At 68.4% G+C, this 14,854-nt stretch carries 16 protein-coding genes and 1 pseudogene; 8 read left to right on the top strand and 9 right to left on the bottom strand.

What is annotated here, in order from left to right:
* The first annotated feature begins 70 nt into the window (after nt 1-70).
* From ACF1DX_RS00755 to ACF1DX_RS00735, 5 genes and pseudogenes are all read left to right on the top strand, one after another.
* The gene (locus tag ACF1DX_RS00755) at nt 71-985 is read left to right on the top strand and encodes an alpha/beta hydrolase (RefSeq protein WP_391789096.1); all 915 of its coding nucleotides are present in this window, start codon (nt 71-73) and stop codon (nt 983-985) included.
* Between the two features lie 280 nt (nt 986-1,265).
* Nucleotides 1,266-1,532, top strand: a pseudogene (locus ACF1DX_RS00750) (transposase); the annotation flags it as partial.
* Nucleotides 1,533-1,592: 60 nt separating this feature from the next.
* Nucleotides 1,593-1,895, top strand: a complete 303-nt coding sequence (locus tag ACF1DX_RS00745) for a hypothetical protein (protein WP_391789095.1) — start codon at nt 1,593-1,595, stop codon at nt 1,893-1,895.
* 169 nt (nt 1,896-2,064) lie between these two features.
* Nucleotides 2,065-2,304 (top strand): hypothetical protein, encoded by a 240-nt coding sequence (locus ACF1DX_RS00740; RefSeq protein ID WP_391789094.1) that lies wholly within the window; start codon nt 2,065-2,067, stop codon nt 2,302-2,304.
* Between the two features lie 561 nt (nt 2,305-2,865).
* Nucleotides 2,866-3,723 (top strand): DUF6551 family protein, encoded by an 858-nt coding sequence (locus tag ACF1DX_RS00735; RefSeq protein WP_391789093.1) that lies wholly within the window; start codon nt 2,866-2,868, stop codon nt 3,721-3,723.
* A 96-nt stretch (nt 3,724-3,819) separates the two neighbouring features.
* Here the strand turns inward: ACF1DX_RS00735 and ACF1DX_RS00730 are convergent, their stop codons facing one another.
* Nucleotides 3,820-4,440: an ATP-binding protein gene (locus ACF1DX_RS00730; RefSeq protein WP_391789092.1), complete on the bottom strand. Its 621-nt coding sequence runs from the start codon at nt 4,438-4,440 to the stop codon at nt 3,820-3,822.
* Between the two features lie 216 nt (nt 4,441-4,656).
* Between ACF1DX_RS00730 and ACF1DX_RS00725 the strand changes: the two genes are divergently transcribed.
* The gene (locus ACF1DX_RS00725) at nt 4,657-5,502 is read left to right on the top strand and encodes a helix-turn-helix domain-containing protein (RefSeq protein ID WP_391789091.1); all 846 of its coding nucleotides are present in this window, start codon (nt 4,657-4,659) and stop codon (nt 5,500-5,502) included.
* The gene (locus ACF1DX_RS00720) at nt 5,503-5,721 is read left to right on the top strand and encodes a DUF397 domain-containing protein (RefSeq protein WP_361740565.1); all 219 of its coding nucleotides are present in this window, start codon (nt 5,503-5,505) and stop codon (nt 5,719-5,721) included.
* A gap of 55 nt (nt 5,722-5,776) precedes the next feature.
* On the opposite strand, the gene ACF1DX_RS00715 is transcribed toward ACF1DX_RS00720, so the two are convergent.
* The 3 genes from ACF1DX_RS00715 to ACF1DX_RS00705 form a co-directional block, all read right to left on the bottom strand.
* The gene (locus tag ACF1DX_RS00715; protein WP_391789090.1) at nt 5,777-6,208 is read right to left on the bottom strand and encodes a hypothetical protein; all 432 of its coding nucleotides are present in this window, start codon (nt 6,206-6,208) and stop codon (nt 5,777-5,779) included.
* A 528-nt stretch (nt 6,209-6,736) separates the two neighbouring features.
* Nucleotides 6,737-7,579, bottom strand: coding sequence for a phosphotransferase family protein (locus ACF1DX_RS00710; protein WP_391789089.1), 843 nt, complete (start codon nt 7,577-7,579; stop codon nt 6,737-6,739).
* Between the two features lie 409 nt (nt 7,580-7,988).
* Nucleotides 7,989-8,234, bottom strand: coding sequence for a hypothetical protein (locus ACF1DX_RS00705; RefSeq protein ID WP_391789088.1), 246 nt, complete (start codon nt 8,232-8,234; stop codon nt 7,989-7,991).
* Between the two features lie 140 nt (nt 8,235-8,374).
* On the opposite strand from ACF1DX_RS00705, the gene ACF1DX_RS00700 reads away from it, so the two are divergent.
* Nucleotides 8,375-8,752, top strand: a complete 378-nt coding sequence (locus tag ACF1DX_RS00700; RefSeq protein WP_391789087.1) for a nuclear transport factor 2 family protein — start codon at nt 8,375-8,377, stop codon at nt 8,750-8,752.
* 308 nt (nt 8,753-9,060) lie between these two features.
* Here ACF1DX_RS00700 and haaN read toward each other — a convergent pair whose 3' ends face one another.
* The 5 genes from haaN to ACF1DX_RS00675 all read right to left on the bottom strand — a co-directional run bounded on the left by haaN (nt 9,061) and on the right by ACF1DX_RS00675 (nt 14,750).
* Nucleotides 9,061-9,573 (bottom strand): cyclophane-containing RiPP N-acetyltransferase HaaN, encoded by a 513-nt coding sequence (haaN, locus tag ACF1DX_RS00695; protein ID WP_391789086.1) that lies wholly within the window; start codon nt 9,571-9,573, stop codon nt 9,061-9,063.
* The gene (locus ACF1DX_RS00690) at nt 9,560-10,747 is read right to left on the bottom strand and encodes an FxsB family cyclophane-forming radical SAM/SPASM peptide maturase (RefSeq protein WP_391789085.1); all 1,188 of its coding nucleotides are present in this window, start codon (nt 10,745-10,747) and stop codon (nt 9,560-9,562) included. The genes haaN and ACF1DX_RS00690 overlap by 14 nt, the downstream gene beginning before the upstream one ends.
* Nucleotides 10,744-10,944, bottom strand: coding sequence for a HaaA family cyclophane-containing RiPP peptide (gene haaA / locus ACF1DX_RS00685; RefSeq protein WP_391789084.1), 201 nt, complete (start codon nt 10,942-10,944; stop codon nt 10,744-10,746). The genes ACF1DX_RS00690 and haaA overlap by 4 nt, the downstream gene beginning before the upstream one ends.
* Nucleotides 10,945-11,055: 111 nt before the next feature.
* Complete coding sequence (gene haaT, locus ACF1DX_RS00680; RefSeq protein ID WP_391789083.1) at nt 11,056-13,836, bottom strand: cyclophane-containing RiPP biosynthesis TPR protein HaaT; 2,781 nt, start codon at nt 13,834-13,836, stop codon at nt 11,056-11,058.
* A 518-nt stretch (nt 13,837-14,354) separates the two neighbouring features.
* On the bottom strand, nt 14,355-14,750 hold the full coding sequence (locus tag ACF1DX_RS00675; RefSeq protein ID WP_391789082.1) for an Imm7 family immunity protein: 396 nt from the start codon (nt 14,748-14,750) through the stop codon (nt 14,355-14,357).
* Nucleotides 14,751-14,854: the final 104 nt, after the last annotated feature.

Raw genomic sequence — 14,854 nt, 5'->3', positions numbered from 1 at the left:
GGAATCTGGTTGGGGTCGGACAGATGGATTCCCAGGAATCCATCCTCGCATCCGACCCGTGGAGGCCCGCATGTCCCGACAGCAGCGCAAGGCCCTGGACGCCGTACTCCGTTCCGCCCCTCGCGGCGAGACGCGTCCCACCCCCGAGGAGCAGCGCGACGATTTCAACGCGGCACTCACCCGCCCCGCGCCGGAGGGCGTGATCACCCGCGAGACCGTCCTGGGCGGGCGGCCGGCCCTGGAACTGGAGCCGGCCGAAGCCTCCGGCCGCGGCCGACTGCTCTACCTGCACGGCGGCGGCTACGTCGTCGGCTCACCGGACACCCACGCGGGCCTGGTCGGCGAACTGGCCCGCCGTGCCGGGTTGCGAGCGCTGTCGGTGGACTACCGGCTGGCGCCCGAGCACCCCTTCCCCGCGGCCGTCGACGACGGGCTCGCCGCCTACCGCGCACTGCTGGCGGCGGGCACCGACCCACGGGACCTCGTCATAGCCGGCGACTCCGCCGGCGGTGGCCTGACCCTCGCCACGCTGCTCGCGGCCCGGGAGGCCGGACTGCCGCAGCCGGCCGCCGTGGTCGTCTTCTCCCCCTGGACCGACCTCACCCTCTCCGGAGAGAGCATCCGCTCCAAGGAGGACGCCGACCCCCTCTTCACCGAGGCCGACATACGCGCCTACGCCGATCTCTACGCCGGCCCGGGCGACCGGACGCACCCCCTGGCCAGCCCGCTCTTCGCCGACCTCACCGGACTGCCCCCGCTCCTCGTCCAGGCCGGGGCGAACGAGGTCCTGCTCGACGACGCGGTCCGGCTGGCCGGCCGCGCGGGCGCCGCCGACGTCGAGGTCACCCTCGAGATCGGCCCCGGCCTCCCCCACGTCTTCCAGCACCACTACGGCCACCTCGACGAGGCGGACGCCGCCCTCGACCGCGCCGCTCGCTTCCTCACCACCCACCTGAACGCCGACCACCCCGAACCGGCCCACTGACACCGGCCCCGACGACCTCCGCACGGATGTCGGCGGCGGCGCCGCCGACATCACGCGTCCCATCCCCGTATCCGTGCGGCCCCTGTCCCCATGGGACCGACAGCGCAGGACCTCAGTCCCCGACGTCGTCCAGGGCCGACCGCGCCGCCGCGGTGAACTCGCCGATATGTGCCGTAAGGACGACCCGAAGGGCTTCGGCTGGCAAGACTTCCGCAACCTGGTAATCCGTGCTCGCATCCAGCTCGGCGGACCGATCGTGCTGGTCTAGGACAACACCCACCTCCACCTGACCGCCGACATGAGGGAGTTCATCGAGGCAAGCGCCGAGTGGCTCACCATGTTTCAGTTGCCTACCCGCGCTCCCGATCTGAATCCACAGGAGGGCCTTTGGCCGCTGGCCAAGCGCGACATCGACAACCTCACTGCGGCCGACCTCGGCCAAATCACCCAGACGGTGAAACGCCGACTCAAGCAGATCCAGTACCGCCCCGATGTGGTCGATGGCTGTCTCGTCGGCACCGGCCTGAGGGATAGATCCAGCCCCTGACGGACGCGGTGACGCAAATACCCAACCGCTGACGGCGCCAGGCATGGCAGCATCATCGACATGTCTTTGCTGACCTGGGACTACGACGGCGATCTGTTCTGCGCCCTCACCACCGAGACAGGTGCCGGCGAGGGACGGATGACACATTTCGAGCTCAGCGAGGCCCGCATGGGACCCGGTGGAGCCTCTTCTACGCCCGTTCCACCGGTTCCAGGACCGACAGCGGTGACGGTGATTGCCTACGCGCCCGAGGAGGAGAAACCAGCAGAGGTCTACTTCGACGCAACTCAAACGCTGCCGTTCGCTGTCCTCCAACACTTCGTAGCGCTCGTCGCCTCACACATGGCAAGCACGGGATCGTAGAGCAGCCGTTCTAGCGGCAGGGCGAAAGTCTGGGTCGACATCACGAGTCCAAGTTCAGCATCGGAAGGGGCGACACCTCACTAAGGACTACGAATCAGCGCGACAACCTCAGATACACAGCGCAGACGCGACAGTTGAAGCCTTTCTAGGCACATGGCAGGGTGTGCGCATGGCTTTGATCACAGAGTTCCAGCAGGTTCCCTCCGACTCCCAGAGGATTCACGGTCCGGTTACATGCGGTTACCGAGCGTTCACGGTCGAAGGCCACCGCATCCTTCAGCTAGACACCTACGGATCCACTGACCGCGCAATCCCTAACAAGATCAGTCAGAGTGTTCAGCTTGACGCCGAAGGCGCCCGCACATTGATCGACATCATCACCGAGGCCTTCCCCGGCATCACCCGCTGACCCTCCCCTAAGGCGCTCACACTCCAGGCTGAAGCGCAACACCTCACCTTCCAAATCAATACCGCGTCAACTCTTGAGTGGGCGGCCAGCCACCCCTTCACTTCCCCAGAGGGGGCGAACACCCCGGTCACCACACGGAAAGTTTCACTTCCACAACGCGGCAGCGGCCTTCTCGTCGCACCCGGTGGCGAGAAGGCCAGCACCTACAAGCCACAGCATCTCCGACGCCCAGCCCATGGGATTGGTCTACAACCAACGAAGGCAGTGAACTCCACCGCTACGAACGGCTCGCTCCCGTCCAAATAGCACATGGTTCACAACACCCAAGACACCTAAAAAACCCACACTTTCACTCAAACTTGGACAAAGGTTCTCATTTTTAATGATTCCGGCCTCGTTAAACCCTCAACTCAAGGGCGTGTGTCTCACTTTGACAACTCGCTCCCCAAGTGAACCAGTTGTCCGATAGTGTGATCATCGCCCAGTCGCCGTCTCCCGCATTCGGGAGCTGACATGTGTCGCCGTCGCCCCCACTGGGGTGCTGACACAAGAGGAGATGTCTTGCCCAGCAAGAACTACAGCTACGACATTCCGGACCACTCGATTGAGTACGTCAAGGTGGATCCGAGGACTATTAAGTTCGACCATCGTGCGCAGCGCAACCTCAACAAGGCCCGTGCGCAGACCATCGCCGAAAAGCTGGTTCCGACCGCCCTCGGAACTCCGATCATCTCGCAGCGTGAGGACGGTTTGTACGCGGTGGACGGCATGCACCGCGTCTACGCCTGCCAGCTCATCCTGGCTGGGAAGGTCTCGGTCTCGGAGGACGTCCGCGAGGCTATCCAGACCATCACCTGCGAGGTCCACTCCGGCCTCTCGATGGCTAACGAGGCGTCGCTGTTCATCATCAAGAACAAGGAGTCCTCGAAGGTCGGCCCGAACGACGAGTTCAGGATCGGTGTGTTGGCTGGGCACCCGCTCTTCCAGGACACCAACACCGTCCTGGAGAAGCACCAGCTTAAGGTTGGCAGCAGCAGCGTCAACGGTGTGCGTGGCATCAAGGGGATCCTCAGCATCGTCATGGATCACGGACCCGACATCTTGGACCTGTCGCTCACCATCGCCGAGGACGCCTGGGGCCGGACCCCCGACACCTGGCACTCCGTCACTATCGGAGGTATTGCCACGGTGATGTCCAAGCACTCCGATGTGGTGAATCCCCAGGAGTTGGCGCAGAAACTCAAGCGCCAGGGTGATCCCACGTCCTTCAGGGCCAAGATCCAGACCACCGCCACCAACAACAACACACGTCACGATGGCACGAAGGGCCGCCTCAAGGCCGCTCACTTGGCGGTTGCCTCCGCTTGGAACGCTCATCGCCGCACCAACCGTATCCCCGTCCCGAATATCTTCGAGTAGCCACAGGAACGCGCAGTGCCCCGCGCCTTACCGCAACGCGGGGCACTCCACCCTCTTTTGTTAAGCGTTGCCCCATAGAAATCTACGGGGCAACGCTTACGCGGCCTCGGCCTCGTAGTGCATCTGCGCCCGGTCCAGCAGGTCATCCGGGTCCAGGCCTCGTGCGGACGTCCAGTGCAGCAGGTCGGCGATCAGCTCGACCGCTGACTCCTCCAGGGCGGTTTCGCACCGCCCGTGCAGGACGGACCCGCCGCGCTCCCGGTAGCCCTCCAGCGCTTCGATGGCCCGCTCCATGCGCAGGCACACGGCGTCCGAGCCCAGCTCGATCTCGCACCACACCGCCTTGCCCAGCGCCGTGACGGCGGTCCCCCAGTCCACGGCCATGGCGGCGAGCATGTGCAGGCCGCGGCCGCACTCCGCCTCGCAGCCGGCGGTACGCAGTGCGGGCAGCGAGCTGCTCTTGTCGTGCATCTCGACGCGCAGACGCTCGCGCTTCCACTCCAGGATGAGGGTCGCCGGCGAGCCCTCACCCACGTGCTTGATGACGTTCGTCGCCAGCTCCGTCACGACGAGCTGCGTCGCGTCGCAGGCGGTCGGCACGCCCCACTGGCCGAGCTGCGTGGCGGCGGCCCGCCGCAGCAGGCGTACTTCCGTCGGCAGTGCCTCGAAAGGCAGGACACAGCGGCGCTGACGGTCCTTGATGCCGGTCCCAGGCATAAGCGGTTCTCCCTCCCGTGCCACGCGCATGCTGCGCCTGCCGTATCCGAACGGCTGCATTGCGTAGCTGTCCGTCACCGAGAATGACACAGAGAACTCTCGCCGTGTAACTTCTCATGAGCCTCGATCGAGTGAATCGCATAGTGAGCCGACTGCCGCGCTACCTAGCCTGTTCACACCCCGAGCGCCTGCCCGGGTGATCGCCTGAGGAGTTCCATGTCCGTACGGACCACCACACGTCGTCGCCAACTCGGCGCGATGCTGCGCAAGTTGCGTGCTCGCAAAGGGATGACCCTGGAGGAGGCCGGCGGCCTGGTCGGCGTATCGAAGGCGACGGTCAGCCGGTACGAGACACAGGCGGGGCCGGTGAAGTGGATCGTCGTGGACGCGCTGTGCCGTGAGTACGGAGCCACGGATGCCGAGCGGGAAACCGTGGTGCGCCTGGCGAAAGACGCCAAGCAGCAGGGGTGGTGGAGTTCGTTCGCCGACTCCATCCCGGAGAGCATGAACCTGCTGCTCACCCTTGAGGACGAGGCCGTACGCGAGGACCACTTCTCCTGCGTCTACGTGCCTGGCCTTCTCCAGACGCGCGCCTACAGCACCGCTCTGCAGAAGGCCAACGAGATCCCGCTGGAACCAGCCGAGATCGAGCGGCTGGTGGACATCCGCATGAAGCGCCAGGAGATCCTCACCCGGCCGAAGCTCTTCCGGCTGTGGGCCATCCTCGATGAGTCCGTGATCCGCCGGGTCGTGGGCTCGCCGGAGATCATGAAGGAGCAGCTCGGGCGGCTTCTCGAAGTCAACGAGTCACCACACATCACACTGCAAGTGCTGCCGTTCTCGAACGGAGCCCATGGCGCCGCTCTCGGCAGCTTCGTGATCATCGGCGGTACGGAGTCAGCCCTCGACGTGGTCTATGTGGACTTCCACACCGGCTCCCTCTTCCTGGAGAAGGACGAGGAGTTGGAGCGATACAGACTTGCGTTCGAGTACCTCCGCGCACAAGCGTTGGACATGGAGGCTTCCTCCGCCTTGATCCATCGCGCACGCAAGGAGCTGTAGATGCCCGCCCGTTCTCTTGTCCCTCGTGAGCTGGCCTGGTTCAAGTCGTCTTACAGCGGCGCGAACACGACCGAGTGCGTGGAGTGCGCCCATGTCACGCACGGCGTGCTCATACGCGACTCCAAGAACGCGGACGGCTCTGTCGTCTCCGTTGAAGCCGGTGCGTGGCGTTTCTTCGTGGAGGGGTTGAGACGGCAGCAGCCGACCGTGCCCGCGTGATGCTCCCGACCCCTTACCCGTCTCATCCTCGTGTCGTGCCTACGGCCCTTCATCCCTAGTGGGACGGGGTGGTGTGTCCCTCCGGGTCGGCGGTCCGATCATTCCGAACAGCCTCATGCTGTGGCGCGCATGACTCGGGCGACGTGCTCTGCGCCGAAGCGGCACGGCGGACTCCCCTTCGCGCGCCGGCCGCCCAGGCCAGGAGGAAGCCCATGCCGAGATTTCGGATGATGTTGAGCCACAGGGGCATCAGTTCCGCAGTGTCGGACACCGCCTCCCACACCAGCATCGGCACTACCGCGATGGAGATGCCCGCGGCCAGCGCGATCCGCCTGGCTGTCGCCAGCCGCCTCCGTCCCTGGACCGTGCTGGGTGAGAAGGCGCGACCGCACAGCCAGCCCGTGACCACCGCCACGACGAAAACCGAAACGATGACGGACAGGTACGGCTGCTCGCCGTTCTCCGATATCAGCGAGGCGAGAATCATGGCGGTGGCGAGAATGCCGAAGCACCCCCACGCGCCACAGGCCGCGTTTGCCTCCGTCGGCTTGGCCGATGTGGTCGTCGAAGCTTTCGGTGAGGGGGATCGCGTCGGAACGCGTCGTGCCGATCCTGTGGAGCGTTCCGGCCTGCGCACGGCGAGTGGGGGCTTCCGCCCGGTCCAGTAGGTCCGGGTGTGCCGACGTACGTACGTCGTTCTCCCGTTGGGCAGGCGGCGCTTGTGGCCGCGTACCGACACGGGGGTCCTGCGTTTTCTCGCCACTCGGTTCTCCCCGGGCCGGACCATGGTCACGGCTCCCGGTGGGGCCGTTTCTCCCGAGAGGTACTTTATATCGCAACGATTTCGGAGATATTCGCAGGTCATGCCCTATCGACGGCACGGCCTCGGCGGCCCTGCCCTCCGCCCGGTCGAGTGTGCCGAGGTGGCGGACGCTGGTCGCGTGGCCGAAGCGTTCTCCGAAGCGGAAGATCTCAGCAGGTCGGGTGACGTGCGGAGTTGGACAACGTGCTCAGGTCAGCCCGGTCCGCAACGGCCAAGGGCGGTGCGTACGTGGTTGAGGCCCTCGACTCGCCAGTGGGATCGGTCGGGCATCTGGTCGGCTGCGCGCCAGCGCCAGGCTGAGAACATCGCCCAGTTCAGGGCGCGGCAGCGGTGGATCAGGGTCTGGTCGGCTCCCGGGTAGTGGGTCGCCACTTCTTCGGGCGCGTGGGCCAGGTCGAATTCGATCGGGCCGCGGCAGCATGTGGCGAGGTCCACGAAGAGGGGGCCTCGCCTTGTGTTCAGGAGATTGCCCGGATGGGGTTCGCCGTGCAGCAGCTGGTCGGCGACCGTGTCGGAGCTGATGGCGGCGCTCAGGTCGGTGAGGGTGTCGCTGAGGAGTGTGCGGTCGGGGTCGGGCAGGTCGGGGGACTGCTCGCGGTCGTTCACCGCTCTCAGTGCCGCGGTGACCCGGTCGGTGAAGTGCGGTGCGTCCAGATCGGTGCGGCGCAGGGCGGCGTGGTGCCGTAGGAACGCGGCCGCGTAGGCGGCCGGCGCGATCTCCGGTCCCATGGGTTCGTAGTAGGTCCAGAGGGAGACGGCGAAGGTGTCGCGTACGTGGACCCTCGGGGCGACGCGGGGGTCGAGTTCGGCCACCGGAGCGCCGGTTCCGGTGAGGCGGCGGGCGACCTCCACCTCGAACTCGGAGTCGGCCAGATGTCCCGGGGGTGCGACCCGGGCCAGGGCGTCACAAGGGAGCAGGCGCAGTGCGACGCGGTCCGAGTTGTGGATGACGACCACGTCGTCGACCGCGAGGCCCAGGTCCGACGCCGTAGCCCGTGCCGCTTCAACAGCTCGGCGGAGTTCCAGCGGTTCCATCCGGTCCCCCTCGTGAGCCCTCTCGCGTTTCCGCGGGAGATCTTCCTCCGGCCCGGCGGGCCCCGGCAACGCCTTTTGGGCCGACCGGGCGCCTGGGGCACCGCATGCGGTGTGTGGACGGGCAGGGCAGTGCCGTTGTCCTGGGACTCCCGTACGGGTCGCATCAGTGCGTCCAGTTCGGCACCGCGGTCGGTGAAGGCCGCCGTGTCACGCGGTGATGAGCGCGGGACCAGGGCTGCTCCGCGGAGTCGGTCGTCCCCGTCGTGATCCGTACGGCCTTCCCTCGGCTCCGCCTACGCGTCAGGGCCTGAGCAGTGCGTTTGCGGGGCGTCCGCGCGTCTCGTCAGGTCCGCCGCGATGTGGTCCCGGTCCGGACCGTGCAGCCGCAGGCTCTCGGCGGCCTCGCGCATCAGGGGCGCGTCGTCGGGGCGTTGCGGCGGCGCCGGTCGGTGGGCGAGGTCGCGGATCCGGACGGGCGGGTGGCCGTCGACGAGGTGGGGCAGAGTGCGTGCAGCATGGTGAGGATCGCGTCCGCGTCGGCGAAGGCCAGTTCCTCGGCGAAGTGGCGCTCGTGGTGGTCGAGGTCGCACTCCGGTGCGGGGCGGTGCTCGTCGCCGTAGAGGCACCGGGCGTGCTCCGTCAGGGTGCTGTGCATGAGACCCGGCCCTACGGTCCCCGGTCCCCGGTTCCCGGTTCGCCGGGTGGAAGCCGGTGCCGTGACCGGGAGGGTCCCGCGTTTCCGGAAAAGGGGCCGTAGGACGGACTTCGCCGCGGACGGACTGGTATGACTGGCACATGCATGAAGAGACCGCGCAGTCCGCGATCGACACGTTCCTCTCCGCGTTCAACGCCTCGGACGACAGCTATGTGACGGGGCTGCTCTCCCAGGCGCTGACCTCGGACGTCGTCTTCTGGGGGCCGTTGGGGCGCAGTGAGGGGATCGAGGCGGTCGAGCGGTTCGTGCTGGACATCCGGCGGCACCCGGCGGGCACCGGCACGATGGTGCGCTGCTCGGCGGTGGACATGCCGGACGAGTGGGCCCGGTACCAGTGGGTCTTCACCACTCCGGACGGTGGCCCCCGCCTGGCGGGAACGGACGTCGTCCATCTGAGGCGGAGCCTCATCGACCAGGTCATCGTCTTCGCGGGAGAGATCGGGCCCTCCGCGTCCTGAGCCGTCCTCGGCCCGGTCCGCTCCTGTCCGCAAGGGCGGCCCTCGGCCGCACTGATCGCCGGCGGCGCCCGGGCGTCTACTCCACCATGCGCTCCGCGTCCTCCGGAACCCAGGGAAACGGCACGTCGGGCCATCGTGCGGAGGCCCACGCGTCGGCGCCGCCAACCTGGCGGCACGGCTGAAGCAGGAGGATCCACGCGCGTGAGCGGTGTGATGGCGGCCGTCACCATGCGGGCTGCCCGGTGAGCGAGGGGGGCAGGAGAGGCGGCGCCGGCTGACGGAGCCCGCGAAGAGCAGGAACGGTCGCGTCACACCGCCCCGGCGTCCACCCGGTACACGATCTTCCCGTCGAACTCGGTGAAGCCCAGCGTCCGGTAGAAGGCGCGGGCGTGGGGATTGTCCCGGTCCGTCATCCACTCGACCCGGCTGCACCCGGGCCGGGCCGCCGCCAGGGCGCGGAGTTCGTTCATGAGGCGGGAGCCGACACCCTGGCGGCGGAGCGTGTCACGGACGTAGAGCTCCTTCAGGAACAGTGAGTGGGAGGAGCCCGCGGCCGGCCAGAGGAAGGAGTAGGCGGCGAGGCCGACCAGTTCACCGGCCGCGTCCTCCACCACCAGTGCGGACGCGAGGGGCGGCGAGCCGAACAGCGCCTCCTCCACCTGTGTCCGGCGTTCCTCCAGCGGCTGGATGTCGGTGGATCCGTAGAACCGCTCGATCTCCTCGATCAGTTCGGCCAAGGCCTCGACGTCCCGCTTGTCGGCGGGGCGGATCGTCACGGTCATCGACAGCTCCTGTTCCTCGGTCTCTTCATTCGCCCGCATCCACGGATGGTTCCGGCACGGTGGCACGGTCCGGGCTCAGGTGCCAGCCATGGTGCCGCAGGGAGCCCTGGACATGGCGGATGAGGTACTCGAGGTCCGCGCAGTAGACCGACGGGTTGCGGTAGCCGCGGGCCGTGCTGAAGCGGTGCGGGAGGTAGCCGCCGCCGCACACCTCCAGCAGTGGGCACGCCCGGCACTTCTCGGCGAGCGTGGCCGTTCCGGTCCTGCGGTGTGCGAGCTTCGAGTGCCGGCGTACCGCGTCGAAGGAGTGCCGGTGCACGTCGGCGTCGAGCCGGGAGGCGCCTTCCTCGACGGACCTCAGGGTGTCGACGTCCTCGATGGTTCCGTCGGACTCGATGACGACGCTCGCCGACGGGGCCAGCCCGAGGGTCTCCACCGAGCTCCGCACCCCGGAGCTCAGGGCCACGATGTCCTCCAGCATCCGGACGCTGTGCCGGTTCCCGTCACCGGCCAGCCAGGCGTCGTACACGCGGCTCATCCAGATCCCGTACTCGGGCAGGCCCGGATCGTTGCGGTGCGGCGGTTCGTCGTGGGTGGCGTGCGGCAGGTTGAAGTCGATCACCGGAGGCTCGAAGGAGGCCAGGTGGTCATGGACCTCGCCCGGTTCGTTGGCCAGGTCGACGACGGCCAGCAGGCCCGCGAACAGGTGCGGGCGGGAGCGCAGCAGCTCAATGCCGCGTACGGCGGAGGAGGCGCTCGAACGCTGTGAACGCGTCAGCCGGTGGCGGTCGTTGGCGGCCTGCGGCCCGTCCAGGCTGACGCCCACGACGACCCCGTACTCCTCGAAGAGATCGAGCCACTCCTCCGTGATCAGTGTCCCGTTGGTCTGGAGCTCGAAGTGAACCGTCGTGGCGGTGGGGATGCCCTCCCGTACGGCGGCGAGCAGGGCGGCCGTATGGCGGGGGCCGGCCAGTAAGGGTTCGCCGCCGTGCAGGATCACGTGTACGGCGGACAGGCTGTGCGCTGCGGCGTGTTCGCCGATCCGGTGGGCGGCGGACCGGGCCACGGCCGTGCTCATCCGGGCGGGCAGGTGCCGCCATGCCTGGTCGGCGGAGTTGAAGACGTAGCAGTAGTCGCAGTCGATGTTGCAGCGGTTGGCGACCTTGAGGATGAAGGCCGTGAAAGGCGCGGCGTCTTCGCTGTGAGCCTTCAAGCGGGTGTGCTCGCAGCGGGCCACGGTCGGGTGAGGGAGGCGGCGTGGCCGCTGTCGGCCGTCCGTGCGGCTGCGGCGGCCCGCTCCGTTTCGAGCCGCTGCCGCACACGGGACTCGACACGGGCCAGAACGGCACTTCCCTGCGGGGGGTCGCCGTCCGGTGATGTCGCGGCGTGCGGGGCGGACGCTGGCGGCATACGGCGCTCCTCGGGGCGTGACCACCGGTGGGTGGCGAAGGGCGGTATCAGCTCGAAAGGTAGCAGCGGCGGGGATGTCCGGGGCACGGAGAATCCGGCCATGGTTCCCGGTCAGCCCGTTTGCGCGGTAAGCAGCGCCTGTACGGTGTCGGCCGCGGTGTCCGCGCCCAGGCGCCGGAAGATCTCCAGTGCCTGGCGCAGTGATTCCGCAGCACACGCGGGTCCCTCGGTCATGCGGTCGCAGCGGCCCACGCCTTCCAGCGCCCGCCCTTCCTCGAGGGGACAGCGGACCTCCCTGGCCAGGCGTAAGGCGTCCGTGTAGTGGCTGCGGGCGGCCGTCGGGTCGCCGGAGGCGCGCAGCAGGTCTCCGTAGTGGTTCAGGACCTGGGCCTCACCGCAGCGGTCACCGAGGGCGCGCAGGATCACAAGGCTCTGCCCGAACGCCGTGGCGGCGCCTTCTTCCTCTCCTGCCAGCGCGCGTGCTGCCCCCAGTTCTCCCAGGGTGGCTGCCTCTCCGCCGCGGCTGCCGAGTTCGCGGTAGGCGTCCAGTGCCCGTTCGAGCAGGGTGACGGCCTCGGTGGCCCTGCCCTCCGCCCGGTCGAGTGTCCCGAGGTGGCGGACGCTGTTCGCGTGGCCGAAGCGTTCTCCGAGCTCCGTGTAGTACTCCAGGGCCCGGGCGTGCATCAGGCGTGCCTGGGCGAAGTCGCCGGTGAGCCGGTGTACGACGCCGAGTTCGTTGAGGGCGTAGGCCTGGTGGACGCGGTCGTCGAGGGAGCGGTAGATCTCCAGCGCCTCGTGCTGGCAGCGCGCCGCCGCCGCGTAGTCGCCCATCAGGCCGTGCACGATGCCGAGGTCGCGCAGCGAGTTGGCTTCTCCGTAGCGGTCGCCCAGCTCGCGGTAGAGCGTCAGGGCTTCGCTCTGTGCCTCCACGGCCGCGTCGAAGCGGCTGCTCTGCCGGTGCACCATACCGAGGTCGGCGAGGGCGTTCGCCTGACCGAGCCGGTCGCCGGCCTCACGGTAGAGGCTGAGGGACTCGGTCTGCGCCTCGGCCGCCGCCTCGTTGTCGGCGATCATGTACCGGACGATGCCGAGCTGGTTGAGGGCTTCGGCCTTGCCGCGTTTCTCGCCCACCGCCTCGTACTCGGTGATCGCCTGCTCCAGGGCTTCGATCGCTTCGGGGTAGGCGGCCATGAAGCGCCGGATGACGCCCGACTCGGTGAGCGCCGCCGCCAGTGCACGGCGGTCACCGGTCTGCCGGGCGGCCTCCGCTGCCGTTCGGTGGAGGCCGACGGCCTGGTCCCACGGTCCGGCCTGCCGCAGGAACGGTGCCATGGCCGCGGCCATGCGGACCACCAGTTCGTGCAGTCCCAGCCCGTTCGCACGGCGGATGCAGGCCAGGACATTGGCCCGCTCGTCCTCCAGCCAGCCCAGTGCCTCGGAGCGGGACGTCAGAGGCGGCGTCTCCAGGCGGGCGCCGCCGTCGGGGACCGTGGGTGCGGGGGCGCCGCCCCGCAGGATGTGCCGGTTGGCCGCGGCGAGGGCGGTCAGGTAGTAGGTCCCCACACGCCGCACTGCCTCGGTGTGTTCCATGGTGCCTTCCTCGTCGGCGAGAGCGCGGGCGTAGTCGCGCAGCAGATCGTGCAGCCGGTGACGGTTTCCGGGGTGTTCGTCGATCAGGTGGGCGTCGTACAGGGCATCGAGGTGCTCCCGTGCGGTGCTCACCGGGACCGCCGCGAGTGCCGCCCCCGTAGGGGCGTCGAGGTCGGTTCCGGGATAGCAGCCGAGGCAGCGGAAGAAGTGCTGCCGTCCCGGTTCCAGGTCCCGGTACGACAGCTCGAAGGTGGCCGCGATGCCGCGTTCCCCAGCCCTGAACTCGCCCAGCCGGTCACCGGCGGCCACCAGCCGTGAGCGCAGGTCCCGCACACTCCACGACGGGTGGTGACGCAGTCGCGCCGCGAGCAGCGAGATGCCGAGGGGGAGGTGTCCGCACTGCGCGGCCAGCTCCTGGAGCACCACGCGGTCGAGTGATTCCGGCGGCCGGCCGCTGAGCCGTACGAAGAGGTCGACCGCGTGGTCCGGCGGCAGGGCGTCCACCGACACGACCACTTCCTCGTACGCCGCCAGCCGTTTCCGGCTGGTCACCAGGACGAGACAGTCACGGCCTCCGGGGAGCAGCGGTTCCAGCTGGCGGTAGCTGACCGCGTTGTCCAGGATGAGCAGTGCTTTCCTTCCGGCGAGGCGGCTGCGCCACATCGCGGCCCGTGCCTCGGTGACCGCGCCCTCGTCGTCGCCCACGGGGATCTGCTGCGACGGCACGCCGGTCGCCGCCAGCAGCGAGGCCAGGGCCTCGGTGGCCTGCACCGGAGCGCGGCCTGTCGTGTGCCCGTTGAGGTTCACGAAGAGCTGCCCGTCCGGGAAGCGCTCGGACAGCACGTGCCCCGCGTGGACGGCGAAGGTCGTCTTGCCGACGCCGGGCATCCCGTCGATCACATGGACGGGCAGGGCGGTGCCGTTGTCCTGGGACTCCCGTACGGATCGCACCAGTGCGTCCAGTTCGGCACCGCGGTCGGTGAAGGCCGCCGTGTCGCGCGGCAATGAGCGCAGGACCAGGGCTGCTCCCGGGGGCTGTGTTCCGTCGTCCGGTCCTGGTGAGGGAGCGCGTGGTGCTCCTGTGGGTGTGCCGGTCTCCGAGAGGGCCGCCAGGAGCACGGACAACCCGACCATGGCAGCGCCGAGTACGACGAACGACAACCAGGCGTGCTCCTGCAGCCATCCGAGCCAGCCCGGCCACTGCGACTCGGACACCGCGTTGGTCACGAGCCCCACGAGCATCGTCGTCACGGCACCGCCGGCGGCGACGACGGCGATCACCGCCCCGCGCCGCGCCCTCATCCGCGGGCCGTCCACACGTCCGCGCCCGGCCCGGACAGCTTTGCGATCACCTGTTTCCCCCGATTTCCAGCGCCCAACGGGCCCAGAGCATCAGGCAATACGGAGACGGGTCAAGGTCGCCATCGCGCCATGCTGCTGGAAGTGTCTCGGCCCGGTCAGGACATCACCCGCAAGGGGGCCGGCCAGGCGATGTGTTCGAGGAATCCATGGCCGTGGGGTGCGGCTTCACACAGCCGCTGGACCTGTACCTGTGCTCCCGGCCCGTCCCGGCACAGGCCGGGAGCGCCTGGCCGGCTCGCAGCAGGCACGTTGATCATCTGCGCGGTCTCGCAGCACGACGGTTCTCCCGCACGCGGTGACGGTGTTCGTGGGGTCGGGCAGGTCGAACGGATGATCAACCGCCTGAAGAACTACCGCGCCGTCGCCACCCGCTTCGGCAAACGGACCTGCGTCCGTCATGGCATTGTCCCGGTAACCGAGCCCCTGCTTCGGCCGCGAACGTGATGTGCCGACGACACTCAGCCTGTGAAGGGGTCTTCCACCGTCGGGATGCAGGGGGACAACAGCGCCTCCGTGTGCTGCGTGACCGTGCCTCGTACCAGCTTCAGCACGCGCACGTCGTTCTCGTGACCCTGTTCCTCGTCGTCGCGTATGTGCAGGAGTCCGTAGGAACCAGGGGCCACCGCGGCCACGTGCTCGAACAGTTCGGCCACGTCAGGCAACGATCGGTGATTGGAACAGCCGCCGAGGTGGATGAACGGCTCGCCGTTCATCCACCTGAGGTCAAGCAGGTACGGGCTGTCCATCCGGGCGATGTGAAGACGTAACTCGTCGACGATCCGCCGCAGTCGGGGCTCGTCGTCGTCACCGGCCGCGGTCTCCCTGACCGTGATCCATCCGTGGTACTCGAACATCCCACGATCGTAGTGAGACGGCCCGCTTCACCGCCCCGGCGGCAGCACGGTCCGCCGGACACTCCTTGGCCCTCGATGTCGAGCGCCGTCCCGTACGGCCAGTC

The sequence above is a fragment of the Streptomyces sp. NPDC014676 genome, from assembly GCF_043084105.1.
Classification (GTDB): Bacteria; Actinomycetota; Actinomycetes; order Streptomycetales; family Streptomycetaceae; genus Streptomyces.
This window is presented reverse-complemented; position numbering and strand designations above follow the sequence as displayed.

What these genes read in the sequence shown, in the direction of transcription:
- haaN (WP_391789086.1), bottom strand. Translation starts at nt 9,573, where the DNA reads ATGCGGGCGAATGAAGAGACCGAGGAACAGGAGCTGTCGATGACCGTG.
- ACF1DX_RS00710 (WP_391789089.1), bottom strand. Translation starts at nt 7,579, where the DNA reads ATGGAACCGCTGGAACTCCGCCGAGCTGTTGAAGCGGCACGGGCTACG.
- ACF1DX_RS00700 (WP_391789087.1), top strand. Translation starts at nt 8,375, where the DNA reads ATGCATGAAGAGACCGCGCAGTCCGCGATCGACACGTTCCTCTCCGCG.
- haaA (WP_391789084.1), bottom strand. Translation starts at nt 10,944, where the DNA reads ATGCCGCCAGCGTCCGCCCCGCACGCCGCGACATCACCGGACGGCGAC.
- ACF1DX_RS00740 (WP_391789094.1), top strand. Translation starts at nt 2,065, where the DNA reads ATGGCTTTGATCACAGAGTTCCAGCAGGTTCCCTCCGACTCCCAGAGG.
- ACF1DX_RS00755 (WP_391789096.1), top strand. Translation starts at nt 71, where the DNA reads ATGTCCCGACAGCAGCGCAAGGCCCTGGACGCCGTACTCCGTTCCGCC.
- ACF1DX_RS00675 (WP_391789082.1), bottom strand. Translation starts at nt 14,750, where the DNA reads ATGTTCGAGTACCACGGATGGATCACGGTCAGGGAGACCGCGGCCGGT.
- ACF1DX_RS00715 (WP_391789090.1), bottom strand. Translation starts at nt 6,208, where the DNA reads ATGATTCTCGCCTCGCTGATATCGGAGAACGGCGAGCAGCCGTACCTG.
- ACF1DX_RS00745 (WP_391789095.1), top strand. Translation starts at nt 1,593, where the DNA reads ATGTCTTTGCTGACCTGGGACTACGACGGCGATCTGTTCTGCGCCCTC.
- haaT (WP_391789083.1), bottom strand. Translation starts at nt 13,836, where the DNA reads ATGAGGGCGCGGCGCGGGGCGGTGATCGCCGTCGTCGCCGCCGGCGGT.
- ACF1DX_RS00720 (WP_361740565.1), top strand. Translation starts at nt 5,503, where the DNA reads ATGCCCGCCCGTTCTCTTGTCCCTCGTGAGCTGGCCTGGTTCAAGTCG.
- ACF1DX_RS00705 (WP_391789088.1), bottom strand. Translation starts at nt 8,234, where the DNA reads ATGCACAGCACCCTGACGGAGCACGCCCGGTGCCTCTACGGCGACGAG.
- ACF1DX_RS00725 (WP_391789091.1), top strand. Translation starts at nt 4,657, where the DNA reads ATGTCCGTACGGACCACCACACGTCGTCGCCAACTCGGCGCGATGCTG.
- ACF1DX_RS00730 (WP_391789092.1), bottom strand. Translation starts at nt 4,440, where the DNA reads ATGCCTGGGACCGGCATCAAGGACCGTCAGCGCCGCTGTGTCCTGCCT.